This is a genomic window from Clostridium pasteurianum, assembly GCF_001705235.1.
Taxonomy (GTDB): domain Bacteria; phylum Bacillota; class Clostridia; order Clostridiales; family Clostridiaceae; genus Clostridium_S; species Clostridium_S pasteurianum_A.
Map to the genome: position 1 here is coordinate 4394601 of NZ_MCGV01000001.1, position 24606 is coordinate 4419206.

25 protein-coding genes and 1 pseudogene are annotated in these 24606 nt (G+C 29.4%); 2 read left to right on the forward strand and 24 right to left on the reverse strand.

Annotated features, from left to right (window positions below; genetic code table 11):
• Positions 1-3: 3 nt before the first annotated feature.
• From truB to dprA, 22 genes are all read right to left on the reverse strand, one after another.
• Complete coding sequence (gene truB, locus BEE63_RS19755) at positions 4-873, reverse strand: tRNA pseudouridine(55) synthase TruB (protein WP_066023020.1); 870 nt, start codon at positions 871-873, stop codon at positions 4-6.
• 1 nt (position 874) lies between these two features.
• On the reverse strand, positions 875-1843 hold the full coding sequence (locus BEE63_RS19760; protein WP_066023021.1) for a DHH family phosphoesterase: 969 nt from the start codon (positions 1841-1843) through the stop codon (positions 875-877).
• Complete coding sequence (gene rbfA, locus BEE63_RS19765; protein ID WP_066023022.1) at positions 1830-2195, reverse strand: 30S ribosome-binding factor RbfA; 366 nt, start codon at positions 2193-2195, stop codon at positions 1830-1832. The genes BEE63_RS19760 and rbfA overlap by 14 nt, the downstream gene beginning before the upstream one ends.
• 33 nt (positions 2196-2228) lie before the next feature.
• Positions 2229-4334 carry a translation initiation factor IF-2 gene (gene infB / locus BEE63_RS19770; protein WP_066023023.1) on the reverse strand — a complete coding sequence of 702 codons (2106 nt, stop codon included), beginning with the start codon at positions 4332-4334 and terminating at the stop codon, positions 2229-2231.
• Positions 4335-4349: 15 nt separating this feature from the next.
• Positions 4350-4658, reverse strand: a complete 309-nt coding sequence (locus tag BEE63_RS19775; protein ID WP_066023024.1) for a ribosomal L7Ae/L30e/S12e/Gadd45 family protein — start codon at positions 4656-4658, stop codon at positions 4350-4352.
• Positions 4648-4917: an RNase P modulator RnpM gene (rnpM, locus tag BEE63_RS19780; RefSeq protein ID WP_066023305.1), complete on the reverse strand. Its 270-nt coding sequence runs from the start codon at positions 4915-4917 to the stop codon at positions 4648-4650. Before rnpM ends, BEE63_RS19775 begins: the two co-directional genes overlap by 11 nt.
• Before the next feature lie 40 nt (positions 4918-4957).
• On the reverse strand, positions 4958-6043 hold the full coding sequence (gene nusA, locus BEE63_RS19785; RefSeq protein WP_066023025.1) for a transcription termination factor NusA: 1086 nt from the start codon (positions 6041-6043) through the stop codon (positions 4958-4960).
• Positions 6044-6056: 13 nt separating this feature from the next.
• Entirely contained in the window at positions 6057-6506 is a 450-nt protein-coding gene (gene rimP, locus BEE63_RS19790; protein WP_081312621.1) for a ribosome maturation factor RimP, read from the reverse strand.
• 176 nt (positions 6507-6682) lie between these two features.
• Positions 6683-7732 (reverse strand): flavodoxin-dependent (E)-4-hydroxy-3-methylbut-2-enyl-diphosphate synthase, encoded by a 1050-nt coding sequence (gene ispG, locus BEE63_RS19795; RefSeq protein WP_066023026.1) that lies wholly within the window; start codon positions 7730-7732, stop codon positions 6683-6685.
• A gap of 18 nt (positions 7733-7750) precedes the next feature.
• The gene (gene rseP, locus BEE63_RS19800) at positions 7751-8770 is read right to left on the reverse strand and encodes an RIP metalloprotease RseP (RefSeq protein ID WP_081312622.1); all 1020 of its coding nucleotides are present in this window, start codon (positions 8768-8770) and stop codon (positions 7751-7753) included.
• 11 nt (positions 8771-8781) lie between these two features.
• Positions 8782-9939: a 1-deoxy-D-xylulose-5-phosphate reductoisomerase gene (gene dxr, locus BEE63_RS19805; RefSeq protein WP_066023027.1), complete on the reverse strand. Its 1158-nt coding sequence runs from the start codon at positions 9937-9939 to the stop codon at positions 8782-8784.
• Positions 9940-9956: 17 nt separating this feature from the next.
• Complete coding sequence (locus BEE63_RS19810; protein WP_066023028.1) at positions 9957-10913, reverse strand: AI-2E family transporter; 957 nt, start codon at positions 10911-10913, stop codon at positions 9957-9959.
• Between the two features lie 87 nt (positions 10914-11000).
• Positions 11001-12422 (reverse strand): transcriptional repressor LexA, encoded by a 1422-nt coding sequence (gene lexA / locus BEE63_RS19815; RefSeq protein WP_066023029.1) that lies wholly within the window; start codon positions 12420-12422, stop codon positions 11001-11003.
• A 77-nt stretch (positions 12423-12499) separates the two neighbouring features.
• Positions 12500-13294, reverse strand: coding sequence for a phosphatidate cytidylyltransferase (locus BEE63_RS19820; RefSeq protein ID WP_066023308.1), 795 nt, complete (start codon positions 13292-13294; stop codon positions 12500-12502).
• 5 nt (positions 13295-13299) lie between these two features.
• Positions 13300-14067, reverse strand: coding sequence for an isoprenyl transferase (locus tag BEE63_RS19825; RefSeq protein WP_066023030.1), 768 nt, complete (start codon positions 14065-14067; stop codon positions 13300-13302).
• A 107-nt stretch (positions 14068-14174) separates the two neighbouring features.
• Positions 14175-14732, reverse strand: a complete 558-nt coding sequence (gene frr / locus BEE63_RS19830; protein WP_066023031.1) for a ribosome recycling factor — start codon at positions 14730-14732, stop codon at positions 14175-14177.
• A gap of 18 nt (positions 14733-14750) precedes the next feature.
• Positions 14751-15461: a UMP kinase gene (gene pyrH / locus BEE63_RS19835; protein ID WP_066023032.1), complete on the reverse strand. Its 711-nt coding sequence runs from the start codon at positions 15459-15461 to the stop codon at positions 14751-14753.
• A gap of 136 nt (positions 15462-15597) precedes the next feature.
• On the reverse strand, positions 15598-16515 hold the full coding sequence (tsf, locus tag BEE63_RS19840) for a translation elongation factor Ts (protein ID WP_066023033.1): 918 nt from the start codon (positions 16513-16515) through the stop codon (positions 15598-15600).
• Positions 16516-16617: 102 nt separating this feature from the next.
• The gene (gene rpsB, locus BEE63_RS19845; RefSeq protein WP_066023034.1) at positions 16618-17319 is read right to left on the reverse strand and encodes a 30S ribosomal protein S2; all 702 of its coding nucleotides are present in this window, start codon (positions 17317-17319) and stop codon (positions 16618-16620) included.
• Between the two features lie 152 nt (positions 17320-17471).
• A complete protein-coding gene (gene codY / locus BEE63_RS19850) occupies positions 17472-18251 on the reverse strand; it encodes a GTP-sensing pleiotropic transcriptional regulator CodY (RefSeq protein ID WP_066023035.1) in 780 nt (259 codons plus the stop codon).
• A 165-nt stretch (positions 18252-18416) separates the two neighbouring features.
• Positions 18417-20510 carry a type I DNA topoisomerase gene (gene topA / locus BEE63_RS19855; RefSeq protein ID WP_066023036.1) on the reverse strand — a complete coding sequence of 698 codons (2094 nt, stop codon included), beginning with the start codon at positions 20508-20510 and terminating at the stop codon, positions 18417-18419.
• 30 nt (positions 20511-20540) lie between these two features.
• Positions 20541-21605: a DNA-processing protein DprA gene (gene dprA / locus BEE63_RS19860; RefSeq protein WP_066023037.1), complete on the reverse strand. Its 1065-nt coding sequence runs from the start codon at positions 21603-21605 to the stop codon at positions 20541-20543.
• 198 nt (positions 21606-21803) lie between these two features.
• Here dprA and BEE63_RS19865 point away from each other — a divergent pair.
• Both BEE63_RS19865 and BEE63_RS19870 read left to right on the forward strand, forming a co-directional pair.
• A pseudogene (locus tag BEE63_RS19865) lies at positions 21804-22859 on the forward strand (YifB family Mg chelatase-like AAA ATPase); the annotation flags it as partial.
• A gap of 73 nt (positions 22860-22932) precedes the next feature.
• Positions 22933-23307, forward strand: a complete 375-nt coding sequence (locus tag BEE63_RS19870) for a helix-turn-helix domain-containing protein (protein WP_066023038.1) — start codon at positions 22933-22935, stop codon at positions 23305-23307.
• Positions 23308-23612: 305 nt separating this feature from the next.
• Here BEE63_RS19870 and BEE63_RS19875 read toward each other — a convergent pair whose 3' ends face one another.
• Both BEE63_RS19875 and BEE63_RS19880 read right to left on the reverse strand, forming a co-directional pair.
• Positions 23613-23807, reverse strand: a complete 195-nt coding sequence (locus tag BEE63_RS19875; protein ID WP_175400875.1) for a hypothetical protein — start codon at positions 23805-23807, stop codon at positions 23613-23615.
• A 43-nt stretch (positions 23808-23850) separates the two neighbouring features.
• Entirely contained in the window at positions 23851-24462 is a 612-nt protein-coding gene (locus tag BEE63_RS19880) for a YdcF family protein (protein ID WP_066023040.1), read from the reverse strand.
• Positions 24463-24606: the final 144 nt, after the last annotated feature.

A 24606-nucleotide genomic window follows, 5' to 3' on the forward strand; every position in this document is an offset into this window, starting at 1 on the left:
CTCCTAAGTTAATAGTTTAATCATTTTAAATCCTTTTTCATTTAATTTACCAAGACCTAAAAATACACTTTTTTCATTATATACTCTATATATTTTACTATCTAATATGCTTGATACAAATCTTTTATCACAAATGTTAACACCATTAACAAGCAATTTTTCAAATTTACTATTTGCAGTAATTTTATCATAATCCCTTAAACATTCATCTATAGGAATTAAATTTTCTAAAATATTATCCTGATTTAAATCTTCTAATTTTACACTATGCTGTATATTAAAATTACCCGAAGCACACCTTGTAAGATTAAACATTAATGCACCACAGCCCAATTTATTTCCTATATCATAACACAAACTTCTTATGTAAGTTCCCTTTGAGCATTCAACATAGAATTTAACAAACGGAATACTTATATCTATGATTTTAATATCATAAATTTCTATTTTTCTTGAAGCTCTTTCTACCTCTATGCCTTTTCTTGCTAGATCATAAAGCCTTTTTCCATTAACCTTTAAAGCTGAATACATAGGAGGCACCTGTGAAATTTCGCCCTTAAAACTCATAATAGCATTAATTATATCATCATTTTTTAAAGTAACTTCAGTACTGCTTAATACTTTTCCTTCTCTATCATAGGTATCACTTGTTTCTCCTAACTTCATCTCAGCTTCATATAATTTTTTGCCATTCATAACAAAATCAACAATTTTTGTAGCTTTTCCAAGACAAACAGGTAAAACTCCTGAAGCCATTGGATCAAGAGTTCCTGTGTGACCAACTTTTTTTTCTTTTGAAATTTTTTTTATTTCCCTTACGACACCAAAGGATGTTATATTAGGCGGTTTACATACATTTATTATTCCGTCCATTTTATAATTCACTTTCTATTTCTGAAAGAAGCATTCTTTCTGCTTCAAGTATATTTATTGAATCTATAGATAAACCTGCAGCCCTAACATGACCACCGCCGCCAAACTTTTCTGCTATTTTTCTAACATCTACATAAGATTTTGATCTAAGACTTACTTTAATACAGTCATCCTTTTCTTTTAAGAGAATACATACTTCAGCAGTATTTACTTTTAACCCCATAGAGACTAGGTCTCCAGTATCGGCATCCTCTGCCGCTGATTTTTTAAGAAAATCTTTAGTAACTTTCATAACACACAGTTTCTTATCAAAAGTTAAATACATATCATTTAATACCAAAGCTTGAAGTTTAAATGCTTCAAACTTTTTGTTATCAAATATTTTTCTATGTATTTCGCTAAAATCAAGTCCTGTGCTAATTAAAGCACCAGCTACAGCATGTGTATGCTCTGTTGTATTAGAGAATCTAAATGATCCTGTATCTGTAAGTATTGATGTGTATAAACAAGCAGCAATATTCCTATCAATTGGCATATTAGCTCTTAAAAGTATATCGTATATAATTTCTCCTACCGATGCAGCCTTGGTATTAACAAAATTTAAATCTCCAAAGGAATCATTAGTAACATGATGATCTATATTTATTACAAAAAAGCTCTTATTTTTTGACTCCATTATAGAGTTATTAAAATTTAATCTTTCTATATCGCCGCAATCTAAAGTTATAAGTAAATCAGTATCATCAGTTATATCGTAAGCAGTTCCTGTTATTTCAGAAGCATAATTTAAAAAGCCAAAAGATTCAGGAACCACTTCTTTACTTAAAATATATGCATTTTTGCCAATGCTCCTAAGTGCATTTAAAAGTCCTAAACTTGATCCAATAGAATCACCATCAGGTGATATATGAAAAGTTATAGCAAGTTTATTACTACTTTTAATTTTATTAATTATATCATCTATTATCATTTTTGCTATTCCCCTTAATTTTCTCTAAAATAGCATCAATATGCATACCCTTTTCTATAGAATTATCAAGTTCTATTATTACTTCAGGTGTACATCTAAGTTTAACAGCATAACCAAGTTCTTTTCTTATAAAAGATTCACTTTTCTTAAGTATTTCCATAGTTTCTTTCTTTTTAGCATCATCACCAAGTATACTGACAAAGACTTTAGCATATTTTAAATCTTTAGTAACATCTACTTTTAATACACTTACCATAGAAGTAAAACGAGGATCTCTAATATCATTTTGTATAATATTACTTACTGCTTTTTTTACTTCTTCATTTATTCTTCCTGCCCTATATTTTGCCATAGAACATCGCTCCTTTTTATAGGCAGATTTATTTTAACCTTCCTGTTTGACTTTTACCATTTGGAATGCCTCGATGACATCTCCTTCTTTTATATCATTAAAGTTTTCTATAGTTAAACCACATTCAAAGCCTTTAGCTACTTCTTTAGCATCATCTTTAAATCTTTTAAGTGAGGCTAATTCTCCCTCTAATATAACTATACCATCTCTTACTATTCTAACACTGCTGTTTCTTACTATTTTCCCTGAAGTTACATAACAACCTGCAACAGTTCCAACACTTGATATTTTATATATATTTCTAACTTCTGCATTTCCTATAACTTCTTCTTTGAATTCAGGATCAAGCATACCAACCATAGCAGCCTTTATATCATCTATAGCATTATATATTACTCTGTAAGTTTTTATATCTACATTTTCTTTTTCAGCTAAAGCTGATGCGTTATTATCAGGTCTTACATTAAACCCTATGATTATAGCATTAGATGCACTTGCTAAAATAACATCAGTTTCTGTAATTGCACCTACAGCTCCATGAATAACTCTAACTTTTACTGTATCAGTTGAAAGTTTTTCAAAAGATTGCCTTACAGCTTCTACAGAACCCTGTACGTCTGCCTTTACTATTATGCTAAGTTCCTTAACCTTTCCTTCTTGTATTTGTTTATATAAATCTTCAAGAGAAACCTTGTGTTTTGAAGCTAAGTTAACACTTCTTAATTTTTCAACTCTGGCTTCTGCCATATTTCTTGCTGTTTTTTCATCTTTAACAACATTAAATTTATCTCCTGCTTCAGGAACGTTAGAAAGTCCTAAAACTTCAACTGGAACAGACGGTCCTGCTGACTTAATTTTTTTGCCTTTATCGTCAAACATAGCTCTTATTCTTCCATAAGTAGAACCTACTATTATAGAATTTCCAACTTTTAAAGTTCCATTTTGTACAATTAATGATGCAACTGGGCCTCTTCCTTTATCAAGTTTTCCCTCTATTACTGTTCCTCTTGCATGTCTTTTAGGATCTGCCTTTAATTCCATAACATCAGCAGTTAAAATAGTCATCTCTATTAAATTATCGAGACTTTCTTTTGTTTTAGCTGAAACTGGTACACATATTGTATCACCGCCCCAGTCTTCAGGAACCAAACCATATTCAGTAAGTTCTTGTTTAACTCTATCTGGATTAGCGCCAGGTTTATCTATTTTATTTATAGCAACAACTATTGGTACTTTAGCTGCTTTACAATGATTTATAGCTTCTTCAGTTTGCGGCATAATTCCATCATCTGCTGCTACAACTAGTATTACCACATCTGTTATCTCAGCGCCTCTTGCTCTCATTGCGGTAAAGGCTTCATGACCTGGAGTATCCAAAAATGTTACTTTACCATCGTGCATTTTTACGGTATATGCACCTATATGCTGTGTTATACCACCCGCTTCAGTTTCAGTTACACTTGACTTTCTTATAGCATCAAGAAGAGAAGTTTTTCCATGGTCAACATGGCCCATTACTGTTACAACTGGCGGTCTCTTTATCCAATTGCTTTCATCTTCATTTTCTTCGCCTTCGAATTCACTTTCGAATTCACTCTTAAGCTCTTTCTTATCTGCTTCTTCTGCCTTTAGTACTACCTCAATGTTAAATTTGGAAGCTACCTTCGAAGCAGTATCAAAATCTATTTCTTGATTTATTGCAGCCATTACACCCATAAACATGAGTTGTTTTATTACTTCTGTTGTTGGCTTTTTTAATTTTTCAGATAATTCTTTTACAGTTATTGTTTTTGCTATTTCTATTATGTCATCAAATTCTTGCTCTTGAGCATCTGTCTCATTTGAAGAAGCCGCTGTATTATCCTCTTTACCATTTTTATTTTTTATTTTTTTATTTTTTCTAACCTTTATGCTGCTGTCAATCATTTCTTCATATTCTTCTACTAAATTAGGCTTTTCATCACTATTTTCATCTTTCTTTTCTGAAAGCATTTCTGTTATTAAATCAGCATCTTCTTTATCTATAACGCTCATGTGATTTTTAACTTCTATACCAAACTCATCCTTGAGCAAAGCAATAAGTTCTTTACTTGATCTACCTAATTCTTTTGATAATTCATATATTCTTACTTTTGGCAAATGCTACACCCCCAGTTAATTATTTTCAATTAATAGACTTTTCAATTTTTGACCTATATTTTCATCTACAACGCATATTACTTTTATACTTTCCCTTCCAAGAATATTTCCAAGTTCACTGCTCCAAAATATATTTACAACATCAATATTATGTTCCAATGAATATTTTTCAAACTTTTTTTTACTGTTTATAGAAATATCTTTTGAAAGTATTATAAGATTTGCTTTGCCTTTTTTCAACAGTTCTTCGCACTTATTATAACCTATTACTAATTTTCCAGCTTTCTGAGCAATACCTAAAAATTGAAGAAATTTATTGTTCATCAGTAACCTCATTTCGAAGTTTATTATAAAGTTCATCATCTACCTTGATTTCAAGATTTTTTTCTAATCTTTTTTGCTTTACTGCTTTCTCAAGGCATTCCACACTTTTACATATGTATGCTCCTCTTCCAGGCTTTTTACCTGTCATGTCTACAGATACTTCTCCATCCTTGCTTTTTACAATTCGTATAAGCTCTTTTTTGGGTTTCATCTCCATGCAGCCTGTGCACATTCTTTGAGGTATCTTTCTTTTTTTCAACATAACAACCACCGTCCTTTAAACAAAATAGCATTATAGATTATTCAGCGCTTTCATCTTCACTTTCTGTTGATTTTTCTTTTTCATATTGTGATTTACTTTTTATATCAATTTTCCATTCTGTAAGTTTTGCTGCAAGTCTTACATTCTGTCCTTCTTTTCCTATAGCAAGTGATAGCTGATTATCATCTACTATTGCTTTTGCTGATTTTGACTGTTCATCAATAAAAACGTCTAATACCTTTGCAGGACTAAGTGAATTTGCAATAAATTCTTCTGGAAGTTTATTCCACTTTATTATATCAATTTTTTCATTCTTAAGTTCATTTACTATATTTTGAACTCTCAAGCCTTTAGGACCAACACATGCACCCATGGCATCTACGTTTTCATCATGAGAATATACTGCAATTTTAGTCCTTGAACCCGCTTCTCTTGCGATACCTTTAATTTCAACAATTCCCTTATATATTTCAGGTACTTCAAGTTCAAAAAGTCGTTTTACAAGTCCAGGATGAGTTCTTGATATAACTACCTGTGCTCCTTTTGTGGTATTCTTTACTTCAACGATATACAATTTAATTTTTGAATTATATACATACTCCTCACCAGGTATTTGTTCTGATGGTCCAAGTATTGCTTCTATTCTTCCTAAATCAATTAAAACATTACCTTTATCTTTTCTTAGTACTGTTCCAGTAATTATATCAAATTCTTTTTCTGAAAATTCATCGTAAAGAATGCTTCTTTCAGCTTCCTTTATTCTTTGAACTACAACTTGTTTTGCTGCCTGTGCTGCAACTCTTCCAAAACTTCTAGGAGTTATTTCTATATCAACTATGTCATCTAATTGATATTTAGGATCTATTTTTTTAGCATCTTCAAGTGAAATTTCACAAATTTTATCTTCAATTGTTTCTACAACTTTTTTCTGAGAATAAACGTGTATTTCACCATTTTCTCTATTCATGCTCACTCTAACATTATGAACATTTTCTGTAAGCTTAGCATAGTTTTTCTTATATGCTGCAACTAACGCATCTTCAATAGTTGAAAAAAGAAGTTCCTCGCTTATACCTTTTTCCTCAACAATTTCTTTAAGTGCCTGGATGAATTCCTGATTCATTTTATTAACCTCCTTAAAATTCCCCACTCAAACAAATCTTTTTGATTTTTTTTCTAGGAATTTTTATTTCCTTATTATCCAAGACAATGATTGCAATAATTTCTTCATTAAAACCACTTAGTTTACCTGAATAGTTTGTTACCTTATTAAGACTGCTTTTCAATTTAATATCTACCATACTTCCAACATATTTTTTTAAATGTTCATCAGTATATAAAATTCTATTGATTCCTGGTGATGATACTTCAAGATAATAACTGTAAGGAATAGGATCTTTATCATCAAGTAAATCACTTACAGCTCTACTAACTTTCTCACAATCATCAAGGGATATACCATTTTCTTTATCTATGTATATTCTTAAATATCTTTCACCATTTTCTTTAACAAGTTCAATATGATAAAATTCATAACCTAAGTTTTCAACGATTGGTTTTATAAGTTCCATTAGTTTTTCTATCACTAAATCCCCTCCTTACAATATATAATCTACCAATTACAATTTTTTAATTCCTAAATTTAATAAAAAATACAAAATGAAAGAGCGGGCAACTACCCACTCTCTTTGCACAAATCTATCAGTAAACTTTAACATCTCATACTATTTTACCATATAAAAGATGATATTTCAATAATAAATTACATATTGGATATTTCGTTTATAAGTTCATCAACTAAATATTCTTCCTTAACCTTTTTTACTATTTGTCCTTTTTTAAATATAAGGCCTTCACCATTTCCTCCAGCAATGCCTATATCTGCTTCTCTAGCTTCACCTGGTCCATTTACAACGCAGCCCATTACAGCCACCTTGATGTTTTTATTACAATTTTCCAATCTTTTTTCAACTTCATTTGCAATTTTTATAAGATCTATAGAAGTTCTTCCACAAGTTGGGCATGAAACAAATTCTATTCCGCTCTTCTCATAACCGAAACAGCGTAAAATTTCTTTTCCAACTTTAACTTCTTCTACTGGATCACCTGTTAAGGATACTCTTATAGTATCTCCAATTCCTTCACTCAAAAGAGTACCTATACCTACAGAAGATTTTATAGTTCCTCTCCATATAGTTCCTGCTTCAGTTACTCCAAGATGAAGAGGATAATCTGCTTTTTTAGATATCAGTCTATAACTATCTATCATCATTGCAACATTAGAAGATTTTATTGAGATTACTATATCCTGAAAATTTACGTCTTCAAGTATTTTTACGTGATTTAAAGCACTTTCTACAAGAGCTTCACTGCAAACTTTTTTATATTTATTCAATAGGTCTTTTTCAAGAGAACCTGAATTTACACCTATTCTTATTGGGATATTTCTTTCCTTTGCACTTTTGGCTACAAGTTCAACTCTTTCTCTGCTTCCTATATTGCCTGGATTAATTCTAAGTGCTGAAATTCCATTTTTTATTGACTCAAGTGCAAGCCTATAATCAAAATGTATATCCGCAACTACAGGTATATTTACACTTTTTGTTATATCCTTTAGGGCTGAAGCTGCTTTAATATCAGGAACAGCACATCTTACAATATCGCAGCCAGAAGACTCTAATTTTTTTATTTGCTCTATAGTTGCTTTGGCATCTCTAGTATCAGTATTTGTCATTGATTGTACTGTTATTTTAGAATCACCGCCAACATATAAATTTCCTACCTTCACTTTTCTAGTTTTTATCCTATGCATTGTATCATCCCTTCAAAATTAAAACTTTATAGGATACATAATATCCTTTATTGTAACTACTACCATTAAAAGCATAAGCAGTGCAAAACCTATTGTGTTTACAATTCCAATTTTATCATCATCAACCTTCTTGCCAGTAATCATTTGGAATATAAATAGAAATACGTATCCTCCATCTAGTGCTGGAATAGGTAAAAGATTTAATACTCCAAGTTGAGCACTTAAAAAGGCAATGAAATTAATAAGAGCCATAAATCCTGCATTTGCAGCTGCTCCTGTAACCTTTATTATACTTACTGGTCCTGATACGTCCTTAACTGAAGCTTTTCCTTGAAAAATCATTTTTAAGCTTAAGTATGCTGATTTAATCATAGTTACTGTTTCATTAGCACCATAACTTGTTCCTTGAAGAATAGATGGTTTCTGTACAACTTCAGGGGCTATACCTATAAGATATCTTCCTTCTTTTTTATTATACTCAGGTACTATAACTAAGTTTTTTACGGCATTATTATTTTTCACAGCTACTTTAACACTTTCACCTTTATTAAATGCTATGTAAAGAGAAACATCTTCCCATGTACCTACGTGAGAATTATTTATTTTAGTTATTGTGTCACCTACTTTTATACCAGCTTTTTGTGCAGGAGAATTTTTAACAACTGCTGATATTTTAGGAAGAAGTATACCATTTGCCATTCCTACTGCAAAAAACAAAACTGCAGCAAGCACTAAGTTCATAAGAGGACCTGCAATAACTATACTAAGCCTTCTAGCTGAAGATTTATTATTAAATGCACGTGGATCATTGCTTTTAGTTTCATCTCCAAGCATTTTTACATATCCACCTATAGGCAGAACCCTAATCGAATACTGCGTTTCTTTTCCATTGATACTTAAAAGTTTTGGACCCATTCCAATTGCGAATTCTTCAACTTTAACATCATTTAACTTTGCCAAAATAAAATGGCCTAATTCATGTATTAATATAAGTACGCCAAAAGCAAAGATAGCAGCAATTATATTCAAAAAACTCAAAATTATCACCTCTAAAATATATTTTTACCTTTTAAATATTCTGTAACTTTTTTACTCTGTTCTACTATAGTATGAGCAGTTATATTATTTAAATTCTGAAAATGATTTAATGCATCCTCTATTATTTCTTGAATTTCTATAAATTTAATTTTTCCATCTAAAAACAAATTCACAGCATATTCATTAGCACTATTTAAAATAGTTGGCATTAAACCTCCAGCTTTTCCTGCTTCATAAGCTAATTTTAAGCATTTGAAAGTATTAAAATCCGGCTTTTCAAAATGCAAATCTGGAGTCGTATAGAAATCGAGAGGTTTAACTACTCTTTTTTTTCTTTCTGGATAATTTAATGCATACTGAATTGGAAGTCTCATATCAGTAGGTCCCAATTGTGCTATAACACTTCCATCCTTATATTCAACCATTGAATGAACTATGCTTTGAGGGTGTACTAACACCTGTATTGCATCATAATCTGCATTAAAAAGCCAATGAGCCTCAATAACCTCAAGTCCTTTATTCATGAGCGTTGATGAATCAATCGTTATTTTTTTACCCATCTTCCACTTTGGATGATTCAAAGCATCCTTCACTCTAACGTTCTTTAATTCATGCATATTTTTGCCTCTAAAAGGTCCACCAGAAGCAGTTAAAAGTATTTTATTTATATCTTCATACTTATTTCCTTGAAGGCTCTGAAATATGGCTCCATGCTCAGAATCAACGGGAAGTATTTTAACTCCATACTTTTTTGCTTCCTTCATCACTATTTCACCGCCAACAACAAGAGTTTCCTTGTTTGCAAGTGCAATATCTTTACCACTTTTAATAGCTTTTAAAGTTGGAATAAGCCCTATCATTCCAACTATGGATGTTACAACAGTATTACATTTTTCGTAAGAAGCAGCTTCGTTAAGAGCTTCATAACCACATTTCACAATAGTTTTTATATCTTTTTCTTTGCAATAATCTAATACCTTACTATATGAATATTTATCTGTCATTACAACCATTTCAGGTTTAAATTCATCTACTATTTGTATCATTTTTTCAAAGTTAGTATTAGCACTAGCACACACTAGCTTTAAATTTTCACTATCATTCCTTATTACATCAAGAGTTTGAGTCCCAATTGAACCTGTAGCTCCTATTATTGATATGTTTTTCATTGTATCACTCCTATATTTTATGAAGACAATATTATTTCTTTTGCACTTATTACATAAATGGGACCCATAAATAATCCAATTATTCCAAAGGCTTTAATTCCAATGTAAACTGATACTATTATCAAAAGAGGATGCACTTTAAACTTATTGCTCATGAATTTGGCTTCCATAATCTGACGTATAAATTGGAGAAAAATGTATAAGATAGCCAAACCAAAGACAATTAAATATTCTTTTTTACAAGCATAGTATATCATCAAAGGAATAAAAACCAGAATAGTCCCAACATAAGGTAATATGTCTAAAAAACCACATATAATCCCAAGCATAAAAAAATCATTTATGCCTAGAATAAAAAATCCTATTATTGTTTCTACTGTTGTAATTAATACTAAAAAGGTTTCGACTATGAGCAAGTTTTTTATATCATTAAGCTTTTTTAGTATTAATTGTACTTTGTTTTTAGTAAGCAATTTTTCAGTTAAATTAACTATATCATATTTATCTGCCAAAATAAAGTAAACAGATATAGTTGCAACAAAGTATGTTAAAATACTATCTGTGGTATAAAAAGCTCCTTTCCTGAAGAAATCAGTATTAAGTAGCTTATCTGAAAAAATATTGAGTTTGCCCATTAAAATGTTAATATTAAATTTACTTATTATTGGTAATTTGTTAATATTAATCTTATTGTATGGATTTATAAAATACATGGTAATTTTACTCATAATAAAATTGCCCATTAAAAATACTCCAAAAAAAATCATAAGATTTACAAATACTATACTTATTATTGCACTTAATTTATTATTAAAAATTTTATACCCGCACAAAAATTTATGTATCGGACTACACAATATTACAAAAAGGATTATAACAAAAAATGGTTTAAAATACTTTTTTATAAGTAATGTGAATACTATAAATGCACATAATAGTGCAAAACATTCTATTAACTTTTTGTATTCTTTCAATATTATTACCTCTCAAAAATAAAATAACTATAAAGCTTTAAAACTTTATAGTTATTAATATTCAAGAAGATCGTTTTATATTATTTTTTAATTGACTTTTAATATACCAATAGCAATTCCTATAAGCATAACCTGCTGATCCTCAGTAACTTTTATAGGACTGTACTTTTCATTCTCTGGCATAAACTCAACATCATTTTTATCCATCTTAAGTCTTTTAAGAGTTGCACTTCCATCAATATTGACAGCTACGATATTTCCATTCTCCGCATATGCAGTCTTTTTTATTACAACATAATCACCATCATTTATTCCTGCATTTATCATACTATCTCCCTTTATCTTAAGCATAAAGCAATCCTTAGCACTACTAATCCAGTACTTAGGAAGATAGAACTTGTCCTTAATTTCAGGATTCATAAGTATTGGTTCACCTGCAGCTATCTCATTAAATACAGGTATTTTAGCCACTTCACTTTTGTTGTATTTTAAGTCTCCTGATAAAATTATTTTAGATGTTTCATAATTATCTCTCATAAAATCAAAGCTAGTTTTATGCTTAAGATCCTTATAAGTAAATTTCTCCATTGAAGTTTGGGTTTCACTACCGTAGGTATTTTTCAAATTATAACTTTTTATTTTATCTTTACATATTGTACTTATTTTATGTCCCTTAATAAGCCAAGAATTGTTTTCTTTTATTGAGTCATTATCATATGTAAAAAATATTGATGAGTATTTGCAATTTCTTTTTATAGAATTAATAAAATCGATTTGCAGTTTTGTTAATTCTTGAACTTCATCTACTATTATATGTGTGTACTTTTGTGCCTTCTTTTTAGATGAATTTTTTAAAGCAGTCTTAGTTTTATCTTCATCATCAAATTGTCCAGCATAGCTTAATTTATCATTGTACATAAGCATCAATTTAAAAACACACTCTCGCATAATAGAATTTTTATTAAGCCTTACATGTACAGTGTTTTTAGTAGAATTTCTTCCAATTCTTTTTACATTCTGATAAATATTAATGTCTTCATAACCACAACTTTTAATCCATTCTATTTCATCTTTGAAAAAATCAACATAGCTGTTATTTAATATTTTAATTTTGGGATAAATATTGCTTGCAGCATATACACAGTCTTTTATCAAAGCTATTTTATCTCTTTCACTGATAAGGCTTATTTTTGAAACAGCATATTTATCTATAATTTCATCTAAGGTACATATGTTAGTAACTTTTCTATAAGGTTCTAGAAGTGTTGAATACTTTGAATTTGCATCATTATATAATGAAGAATATATTTCATTAAAGTTATTCAATTTATTTTTGGAACTATTAATTACAATTATATTATCGCTTTTTGATATACAGTAATTGTTTTTTAGAAATATGCTTCTACAAGCTGCTATTGTAGTTTTACCAGTTCCCCTTTTACCCTTAATTAGGCAGCAGGTATGTTTTGTATCCTCAACAATTTTATTTTGAATGCTGCTTAATTTCAAAGCGTTCTCCTCCTTTAAGTCACAAGATCAATTATTTTATTAAATATATTTTAAATAAGTGCTAATTTGACAATTATTTAAAATACAAAAAAGCTCAAATAATAAAATACTACTACTGACGTAAATAGTATACTATCAAATCTATCCAGTATACCACCATGACCTGGTATTAAATTGCTGTAATCTTTAACTTTTGCATGCCTTTTAATTGATGAAGCAGCAAGATCTCCAAATTGAGAAAAAATTCCACAAATAATTCCTAATATTATGTAGTGATATAAACTTATGTTAACACCATACTTAGATATTATAAAACCATAAATAGTACAACCAAGCACACTGCCAATAATTCCTCCAATCGAACCTTCTACAGTTTTTTTAGGGCTTACCTTTGGACATAATTTTGTTTTACCAAAAATTCTTCCTGAATAATAAGCTGCAGTATCACAAAGCCACGAAGCTATAAATATAAGCCATATAAGATAATTTCCATATTTTAAATCATCTGTTAAAACTATAAAGCTAAAAAAGACTGCAACATATATGAATCCTAATATTGTAACTGAAATGTCTATATAGTTGTATTCGGTATTAAATGTTGGTATGCACATCATAAAAAATATTCCCATTACTATTAAGAACAAAACAATCTTAAAATTTAAATTATAACTTATTAAACTATAATAAAGTATACAGAGAATGTACCCAACTACAGGCATAGGTTTAATTGATGCTTCTTTTGAAACTTTATAATATTCATACAAGCCTAATATAGATAAAGCAAAAACAAATATTTTAAGATATATTCCTCCTAAAAGCAAAAATATTAGTAGAGGAGCTAAAAAAACTGCACCTAAATATCTTTTGTTTATATTCATTATTTTACGCCTCCATATCTTCTGTCTCTATTCTGATAGTCTCTTATAGCTTGATGGAGATCAGCTTCAGAAAAATCAGGCCAATTTATATTAGAGTACCAAAATTCAGAATATGCACACTGCCACAATAAGAAATTACTAAGTCTTTTTTCACCACTTGGGCGTATTATTATATCAGGATCTGGAATATCACCTGTATAAAGATACGAAGAAAATTTATCTTCACTTAAATTCAAAATATCATTCTTTGATATTTTGTTATTGTCATAATCAATGAACAGGTTCTTAACAGCATTGACTATTTCATTACGTCCACCATAATTAAGTGCTAAGTTAAGCATAAGTCCAGTATTATCTTTAGTTTTATCTTTTGCATTATTTAATGTTTTAATACAGGCTTCTGGTAAACCTGAAATATCACCTATTGGATTTACAATAACATTATTTTTATTCATTTCTTCAAAATATTTTTTTAAAATTTCAACAATGAGCTTCATAATGGCATTAACCTCATCTTTAGGACGTACCCAATTTTCTGTTGAAAAACCATATACAGTTAAATATTTAACACCTATGTCACTACATTCTTTTACTATTTTTCTTAAAGTCTCTCCACCAGCTTTATGTCCCATGGTTCTTGGTAAATTTCTTTTTTTTGCCCATCGTCCATTTCCATCCATTATAATTGCAATATGTTGCGGAATATTAGAAAAATCAATATCTGTATTGTCACCTATGTTTTTATTAGATTTAGTAAAATTTAGCATATTATTCTCTCCATTCAATATATAAATACATTGATATTTTAACATATATCCAATATAAAAAAAACCTGCATACTTTAGCAGGTCTAAAATAAATCATATATATACAGTTATATGGACATAATTTCTTTTTCTTTTGCATTTACTATTACATCAACGTCTTTAACATAACTATCAGTTTTTTTCTGGACATCATTTTCTGCAGTCTTAGTTTCATCTTCGGTTATAGAACTTTCTTTTTTCAAGGCCTTTATTTTATCATTAGCATCTCTACGAATAGATCTCAAAGCCACTTTAGTTTCTTCTCCTGCTTTTTTAACGTTTTTCACCAAATTTTTTCTTGTTTCTTCTGTAAGCTCGGGAATTATAAGTCTTATAGCAGTACCATCATTAGATGGATTCAAACCCAAATCAGAAATTAAAATAGCTTTTTCTATACTCTTCATAGATGACTTATCCCATGGCTGAATCATTAATATTCTTGATTCAGGTACTGATATATTAGCAAGTTGGTTAATAGGAGTCATAGTGCCATAATAATCAACTTCTATTCTATCAAGCATTGCCGGTGTTGCTCTACCAGCTTTCATTGAACCTAATTCTTTTTTTAAAGATGATATACTTTTTTTCATTTTTTCTTCTAATTCTTTAATTATATCACTTATCATAAAATAAATCCTCCAAATCTATTTTGATACTATAGTACCTATTTTCTCTCCAAGTGCTGCTTTTCTAATATTTCCAGAAACATCAAGTCCAAATACGATTATTGGTATATTATTATCCATACATAAAGAAGTTGCAGTAGAATCCATAACTTGTAAATTTTTCTCAAGTACTTCCATATAATTCAAATTGTCAAATTTAACAGCATCATTATATATATGTGGATCCTTATCATAAACTCCATCTACTTTTTTAGCAAGAAGTATTACATCTGCTTCTATTTCTGCAGCTCTTAATGCAGCTGTAGTATCAGTAGAAAAATAAGGATTTCCTGTTCCGCCAGCAAATATAACAACTCTACCTTTTTCAAGATGTCTCATTGCTCTTCTTCTTATAAATGGTTCTGCTACCTGTTTCATTTCTATAGCTGTTTGGACTCTAGTATCAACATTTATATTTTCAAGTGAATCTTGAAGTGCCAAGGCATTTATACAAGTTGCAAGCATGCCCATATAATCTGCAGTAGTTCTATCCATACCTTTACCATTTCTTCCACGCCATATGTTTCCGCCGCCTACTACAGCTCCAACTTCTATTCCTAAATCAACAATTTCTTTAATTTCTTTTGCTATTCTATTTGCTACTTCAAAATCAATACCATATCCATTATTTCCTGCTAAAGCTTCACCTGAAATTTTTAACATTACTCTTTTATATTTATTCGACTGCATACTGTACCTCCAATGCTACTTATACATCATTTTATTTTAATTAAAATTGCACTGGGTATCAAAAGCCACTGCAATTCAGCTGCATTTCTCACAAAATTATTTCAAAAAAAGAGAACACGCAGTGTTCTCAAATATGTTATTTACTCTGCTGCATTTGTTTTTTAACTTCTTCAGCAAAATCTTCTTCTTTCTTTTCTATTCCTTCGCCTCTTTCAAATCTTACAAAATCAGCTATTGAAATATCGGCTCCTAATTCTTTTGATTTTTTAGCCAATAATTTTGAAATTGTTAAATCTGAATCTTTAACCCATACTTGATCTACTAAACATACTTCTTTCAAGTATTTTCTTACTCTTCCTTCAACCATTTTCTCAACTATCTTTTCTGGTTTTCCTTCATTTACAGCTTGAATTCTATATATTTCTCTTTCTTTGTCAAGAGCTGCCTGATCAACAGAACTTTCATCAAGATATAATGGATTTGCAGCAGCAATTTGCATGCATATGTCTTTAGCTAAATCGTGAACTGCATCAGAAGTATTGCTACTATTTAATTTAACAAGAACTCCAATTCTTCCGTTTCCATGTATATAACTTTTAATTACTCCATCTTGAACTGAAAATTTAGAAAATCTTCTTAAATTAATATTTTCTCCTAATTTGGCAATTAAAGCAGTTATAACATCTTTTAATTTGCCTTCTCCATTTAAGTTTTCCTCTAGTAGTTCATCTACTGTAGTTGAATTACTGTTTACTGCTAATTTAGCTATATCTTCTGCTAAAGCTTTAAAGTCACCATTTGCAGAAACGAAATCTGTTTCGCAATTTACTTCAGCAATAGCTCCACTTTTTCCATCATCATTAACATAAGCAACAACTAAACCTTCTGAAGCTATTCTTCCAGCTTTTTTAGCAGCAGCTGCTAATCCTTTTTCTCTTAATAATTCTACTGCCTTCTCTGAATCTCCGTTAGCTTCTGTTAATGCTTTTTTACAAGCCATCATTCCGGCTCCGGTTCTTTCTCTTAATTCTTTAACTGCACTTGCAGAAATCATGTTTCATACCTCCGTTATATGCTTTTATTTACATAAACAAATGAAGAAGAAAACTCCTTCATTCGTTTAAAAAAAGTATTTAGATTTATTATAACTAGTTTATTATTCAGCTAACTGTTCGCCTTGTCTTCCTTCAATTACTGCATCCGCAACTTTTGAAGTTATAAGTCTTACAGCTCTTATTGCATCATCATTTCCTGGAATTACATAATCAACTTCATCTGGATCACAATTTGTATCAACAATTGCTACAACAGGAATTCCCAAAATCTTTGCTTCAGAGATAGCATTCTTTTCTTTTCTTGGATCTACTATAAACAAAGCTCCGATATTTGATTGTGTCATATTTACTATTCCACCTAAATTTTTAACAAGTTTTTCTTCTTCATTCTTTAATAATATAACTTCTTTTTTAGGCAAAACATCAAATGTTCCGTCTTCTTCCATCTTCTTTAAATTATTTAATTTTTCAATTCTAGTTTTTATAGTATTGAAATTTGTTAACATACCACCTAACCATCTATTGTTAACAAAATGCATTCCGCATCTTACTGCTTCTTCAGCAATAGCTTCTTGAGCTTGCTTTTTTGTTCCTACAAAAAGTACATCCTTACCTTGAGCTGATACTTCTCTAATGAAATTATAAGCTTCATCAATCTTCTTTACAGTTTTCTGTAAATCGATTATATATATACCGTTTCTTTCTGTAAATATGTATGGAGCCATTTTTGGATTCCATCTTCTTGTTTGATGTCCGAAATGAACACCAGCTTCTAATAATTGTTTCATTGAAATAACTGACATAAATTTTTCCTCCTAAAATTTGTTATTACCGCCACTATCTTTTATTAAAACAACCATACATTAATGGCACAAATTTCAAACTAGATAGTGTGTGTATTTTCACCTTTGTAAGTATATCACATAGATTCTATGTATTCAAGAATTTTATTTAATTATTTTATTTTTTTAAGCCCTTCTAATAATTTGTCATTTAGAATCCTAATATGTGTACCTTTCATTCCAAGTGATCTAGATTCTATAACTCCTGCACTTTCAAATTTTCTAAGTGCATTGACAATTACAGATCTTGTTATTCCAACTTTATCTGCAATCTTTGATGCCACTAAAAGACCTTCACTTTTTCCATCTAATTCATCAAATATATGTTCAACAGCCTCAAGTTCAGAGTAAGATAGGGTTCCAATAGCCAATTGAACAACTGCTTTTTTTCTAACCTCAGCTTCTATTTCGTCATTTTTAGACCTTAATATCTCAAGTCCTACAATTGTTGCACCATATTCAGCTAAAACTAAATCGTCATCCGTAAACTTTTTAGTGAATCTAGCTAAAAGCAATGTTCCTAGTCTTTCCCTATTACCTATTATTGGGACTATAGTTGAAACTTTATTTTCAAATTCACAAGTTTCATCATCATAGAAAGTACAGTTCTTGGTATGCTTTAAATTTGCCTTAGTTTCTTTACAATCCAAAAGTTTTAAATTATACGAATCAGGAAATTTTTTGTTAAGTAATATTTCTTTTTTTATCTTTTCGCATTCAAACCCACTTGAAATATTATTACCTAGTATTTTACCCTTTCTGCTCACAACGTATACATTACATTCAAGTACCTCGCTTAGTAAATTGCATATATCATCAAAGACAACTGGTTCCGTTCCTGATTTTTGAAGTATTGTATTTAGCTTACGTGTTTTATTTAATAGTACTGACATTACTACTCCTCCTGATTTTTAATTTTATCCTTTTAGTTATTAAATTTTTTAATTTTTCTCAACATTTAGAATTATCAACTTGCCCATTAAAAATAATAGCATATATGTTTTATTTATTCAATCTTAATTTTTACAATTGCGACAATTATAGCTATATTAATACAATTATTTTTTCTCTGGTTCTACATTAACTTTCTCATATTTACATTCTGTATTAGAGCATTGAAGATAATTTCCCTTAGATTTACTAGTCTTTTTAACCATAAAGCTTCCACACTTAGGGCACTTTTCATCCGTTGGTTCGAACCAGCTTACAAAATCACATTTTGGATAATTACTGCATCCATAAAATCTTCTTCCTTTTTTACTTCTTCTTACAATTACATCTCCGCCACATTTTGGACATTTTACTTGCAATTTTTCAACAATAGGCTTTGTATTTTTGCATTCGGGATATCCAGGACATGCCAAAAAATCTCCAAACCTACCATGCTTAATAACCATATTTCTACCGCATTTATCACACTTAATATCTGTAACTTCATCCTCTATGGTTATTTTAGCAACTTCTTTTTCAGCAATATCAATTGCCTTTTTTAGTGGCTCAAAGTACTCGTCAACTATCTTCTTCCAATTTTCTTTTCCAGCTTCAACAGCATCTAATTTATTTTCCATGTCTGCGGTAAACTCAACATCAATAATCTGTTTAAAATAATCACTTAGAATATTATCAACTATATTACCAAGTTCTGTTGGAAATATGGTTCGTTTTTCTTTTTTTACATATTTCCTATCAATAAGTGTGGAAATAATAGGAGCATATGTACTTGGTCTTCCTATACCATTTTCCTCAAGTGTTTTTACAAGTGAAGCTTCTGTAAACCTAGCAGGAGGCTGTGTAAAATGTTGTTTTCCATCTATGCTTTCTGATTTTAAAATATCACCTACAATTAGTTCAGGAATTTTTTCGTTTTCTTCCTCTTCTTGAGTAGTATATTTATAAATTTTCATAAATCCCTCAAATTTAATATTACTTCCAGAAGCTCTAAAGGAGTAATCTCCATTTTTTATTTCTATTGATAACGTATTTAAAATACAATTTGACATCTGACTTGCAATAAATCTTGACCATATTAAGTTATATAATTTATATTGATCATCTTTTAAGCTTGATTTAATACTACTAGGAGTAAGTTCTATGGATGTTGGTCTAATTGCTTCATGTGCATCCTGTATATTTTTTTTGCTTTTATATATTTTAGGGCTTGATGGCACATATTCCTTTCCATATTCCTTAGATATAAATTCAGAAGCTGAAACCTGTGCTTCCTTTGCAATTCTAACTGAATCAGTTCTCATATATGTAATAAGACCTATTGTTCCATGTCCTTTTATATCTATTCCTTCATAGAGTTGCTGTGCAACAGACATTGTTTTTTTAGTTGAAAAATTTAGTTTTCTATTGGCATCTTGTTGAAGTGTACTTGTAGTAAAGGGTGGAAGAGAATTCTTATTTTTTGTACCTTTTTTGATATTCTGTACCTTAAAATCTCCATTTTTTATATCTTTTATTATATTTTCATTTTCTTCTTTACTGCTTATCTTTAATTTTTTACCTTTGAATGAAGTTAATTTAACAGTAAATTTGTTCTTTTTTGCATTTTTATATAAATTAGCTTCTATGCTCCAATATTCTTCTGGTTTAAAATCTACTATAAGTTTTTCCCTACTGCAAATCATTCTAAGTGCAACAGATTGTACTCTTCCGGCACTTAATCCCCATTTAACCTTTTTCCACAAAATTGGACTTATCTTATATCCAACTAATCTATCAAGTACTCTCCTTGCTTGCTGAGCATCTACAAGATTTAGGTTAAGCTTTCTCGGATTTTTTATAGCGTTTTTTATAGCATTTTTAGTTATTTCATTAAATTCTATTCTGCATTTTTCATTTTCATCTATTTTTAAAACTTTTGACAAATGCCAAGATATAGCTTCTCCCTCTCTATCAGGGTCGGTTGCAAGATATATTTTATCACATTTTTTCGCAGCCTTTCTAAGCTTATCTAATAATTCTCCCTTACCCCTTATTGTTATATATTTAGGATTATAATTATTTTCTATATCTACTCCTAAAGTACTTTTAGGAAGATCCCTTACATGACCCATTGATGCTTCCACAACATAGCTACTCCCCAGATATTTGCCTATAGTTTTTGCTTTAGCTGGAGATTCTACAATTACTAATTTATGTCCCATCTTATCCCCTCCAAAAATAAAGTTATATATTTATAAAGACTTATTTACTTTTACATAATAGCTTCCACTTAAACATATTATTTCATTTTTTAACTGCATTTCAAATAATAACTCATAAAGTTCCTGAATGTCAATATTAAGATACTGTTTTATATCATCAACATGAATTGGTTTATCATTAATAATATCATATATTTGTTTCTGCTTTTGAGACATTTTCACAGTTCCTGCAGTATCGCTTATTTTTTTAAAATTAATTTTTTCAAAATTTAAAACATCAAATAAATCATCTGGATTTCTTACAACATAAGCTCCTTCTTTTATTAACTGATTAGTTCCGAGACTCATTTTAGAAAAAACAGATCCAGGTACAGCAGCAACATCTTTTCCTTGGTCTAAGGCTATATGTGCTGTTATTAATGATCCACTTCTTATTCCTGCTTCAACAACTAAGACTAATTTACTTAAGCCGCTTATAATTTTATTTCTTATTGGAAAATTATAAGACAATGGTTTTGTATTTGGCTTATATTGAGAAATTATACACCCACTTCTTATAATTTTGCAATACAAATCTTTATTTTCTCTAGGATAAATAACATTAGCACCGCATCCAAGTACAGCACACGTGTAACCATTATTTTCTATACATGCTGTATGAGCACATGTATCTATTCCTCTAGCCATACCACTTATAATACCAATACCATTTAATGAAACTTCACGAGAAATTATCTTAGTTATATCTTTTCCATATTGAGTACATTTTCTAGAACCAACAACTGCAATATTAAGAGATATATCATTTAATTTTTTTATATTTCCCATATAAAATAAACCATATGGCATATCATCATAGTTTTTTAATATTTTAGGATAATCTTCATCATTCCAAAAAACTATTTTCATATTATTTTTACGCATTAACTCTTTTGTATACTGTATTTCATCAGCATCAAATTTATATTTACTAAACGATGAGGCATTTCTAAATTTGTACAAAATTTCATCGGTAGTTTTGTACTTTTTTAAAAGTTCTTGCTTACTTTTATCAGACATGTTAATTATGGTAAACCATAAATCATTATCGTACATTTTATTATTCTCCTAATAGTTTTTATAAATATTTATTTCTTATTGAAATTCTTTATGCATAATTATGTTCATAAAATACTTTTTTATTCAAAAAAAAATTAGAATAAAAAAAATATCCTTGTCAATAATTTATTTTAAGAGAGTATAAATTTATATCTTTATGTAACGACTTTATACAAGGAGGTAATAAAATATAATATGTCCACTATAATATTAAACTCAGCTTCACTAGCTGGAATAAACGGATTTATGGTATCTGTAGAGATAGATGTTTCAAAAGGATTTCCAACTTTTAATATAGTAGGATTAGCAGATACTGCAGTAAGAGAATCTAAAGAAAGGGTCAGATCTGCTATTATAAATTCTGGATTTAAATTTCCTGTATGTAGAATAACTGTGAATTTAGCTCCAGCAAGTTTAAAAAAAGAAGGCTCATTATTTGATTTGCCTATAGCATTAGGTATACTTCTTGCTACAAAACAGGTTATTTTTGATGATAAAAATGATTTTATGCTTATAGGAGAGCTTTCACTAAATGGAAATTTAAAAGGAATACGTGGTGCTTTGCCTGCTATTTTAGAAGGAATACATAAAGATTTAATTAATTTCATAATACCTTCCGATAATGTAGAAGAATGTTCAATTATAAAAAATATAAATCTATATCCTTTCTCAAATTTACTTCAAGTAATAAATTTTATAAAATATAGAGACATACTTCCGTACTGTAAAAATCACAGTAAAAAATCAGATTGCAAATATGACGTGGATTTTTCAGAGGTTTTAGGTCAGTCAGTTTCCAAAAGGGCACTGGAAATTGCAGCTTCAGGCGGACATAACATAATGCTTTACGGACCTCCTGGTTCAGGTAAAACAATGCTTGCAAAACGCTTTCCAACCATATTACCTCCGTTAAGTTATGAGGAAGCTATTGAAGTCACAAAAATATACAGTGCTTCCGGAAATTTAGGAAATAAGAATTTAATTCTTAAAAGACCATTTAGGGCTCCACATCATACATGTTCAAAGATATCATTGGTTGGTGGTGGAAATAGACTTATGCCAGGTGAAATTTCCCTCGCCCACAATGGTGTTCTATTTTTAGATGAATTACTTGAATTTAAAAGAGGTGTAATTGATGTGTTAAGACAGCCTCTAGAGGATAAAATTATAAAACTTTCTAGATCTACAGGAAATGTAACTTACCCAGCTAACTTCTTATTTATATCCGCCATTAATCCGTGTCCTTGCGGGTAGCAAATTTGACATAAAGAAAGAAAAAGTTATTTCTAAAAAAATTATAAATATAAATTCCTATGGAACTAAATTGAGAGAATTAAGACTTAAAAATAATATGACGTTAGATAAATTAAGTAAAAAAATAAATATCTCAGTTGATACATTAATGCATGTAGAAGAAGACAAATTAAATAATCCATATTATTGGAGACTTATTTGTAATTATTTTGGTATCAATCATATTAATTACTTAAAGCTATATAATATGAAGGAAAAATGTTCAAAGGAAAAATTACTTAAATTAAAAGCGTATATGGGTGCTAAATCATGGAAAAGTGTTAGTATAAGTCTAGGATATAGTAAAGACTATATTAGTGAAATATTGAGAAAAAATAAAATTCCTGATACTGTTTACGCTGTTATACAACAAAAGCTATCTGAAATCAAGAGGGAAACATTCTAAGAGTTCTTTTTAATTTGTAATTAATAATTTTAATTTCGTTATATAAATTTTGATAATGTATAATACTTATTAATTCTAAATATCTATATTAATATATTTTTCGCCATTATTCTCCCACTTATGTTATAATTTTATTAAACATAATTATATATGGGTTTGCTATTAAATTTAAATAAAAAGCAATTAATTATTGCATCTGAATACTTAGATAAGGAAGAAGAAAATATCATCTTTTACACAAACCATGGATTTCTTTATAAAATTTGCATTAAAATATTGACTTACACAGTCTATAATCAATTTACTTATGATAAAGCCCCCCACAATACTATAGATCTTTTAAATTTATTTATATCCTCTTGAACGGCAGTATCAACAATATATTTGAGTAATGATGATGCCGTTAAAAATAGTAATTTATTTTTTAATAAATATTTTCTAAGCATAATAACTCCAATATTATTTAATATATCTTTAAACCTCATACGTATTCTGCTCATCTATAAGTTTCATGCTTTATAGTTTTCATACATAGCAATATTTTTATTTATCTTTAAGTTCTTTTTCATATATTTCTTTTATCATATCGGGGAAGTAATGTCCGCATCTTGCTAATTCCCCCATTACTCGGTTTATACCATACTCAAATGTAAACCAATTATCTTTGGTTATTCCTCGAGTGTCAACAGGACAAATATAAAATTGAGTATTAGGATAAACCCAACTATATGTCATTAGCACACGACGTGCATGATATGACTGACAACATACGATAGCCTTTTTTAAATTTATATTTGAGCTCTCAACTAATTCTTTTGATTTATACGCATTTTCATAGGTATTTTGAGAAGATTTTTCTTTAATAACAATTTCTTTTGGCACGTTATTTTTGTATAATACTTCACAAAAAAAATCGCATTCAGTTTCATAATCTCTCTCATAGGAAGTGTCTTTAGTTTTATCTGATGGAAAATATCCTAGTTTTGAACTATATTTCCCTGATGGTATTATATAATTTGAATATCCTTTATTCCAAAGTTCAGCAGCCTTCTCAGCTGGATCAGCCAAGGATGTTCCAGGTATAAAAATCGCATCGACTTTATGTGGTTCATCTTCAACAAATATAAAATTTGTTATATCATCAATAACTTTCATCAGCTCATCTCCTAACAATATCTTATTTAATCATCTTTCATACATAGTAAACTAAGCCCAAGTATTGTTTTATAGCGTTATTATCAAAGTTTATCTATATTGTAATATAATATTTAGATATTTTTTCTATTATATCATATACCT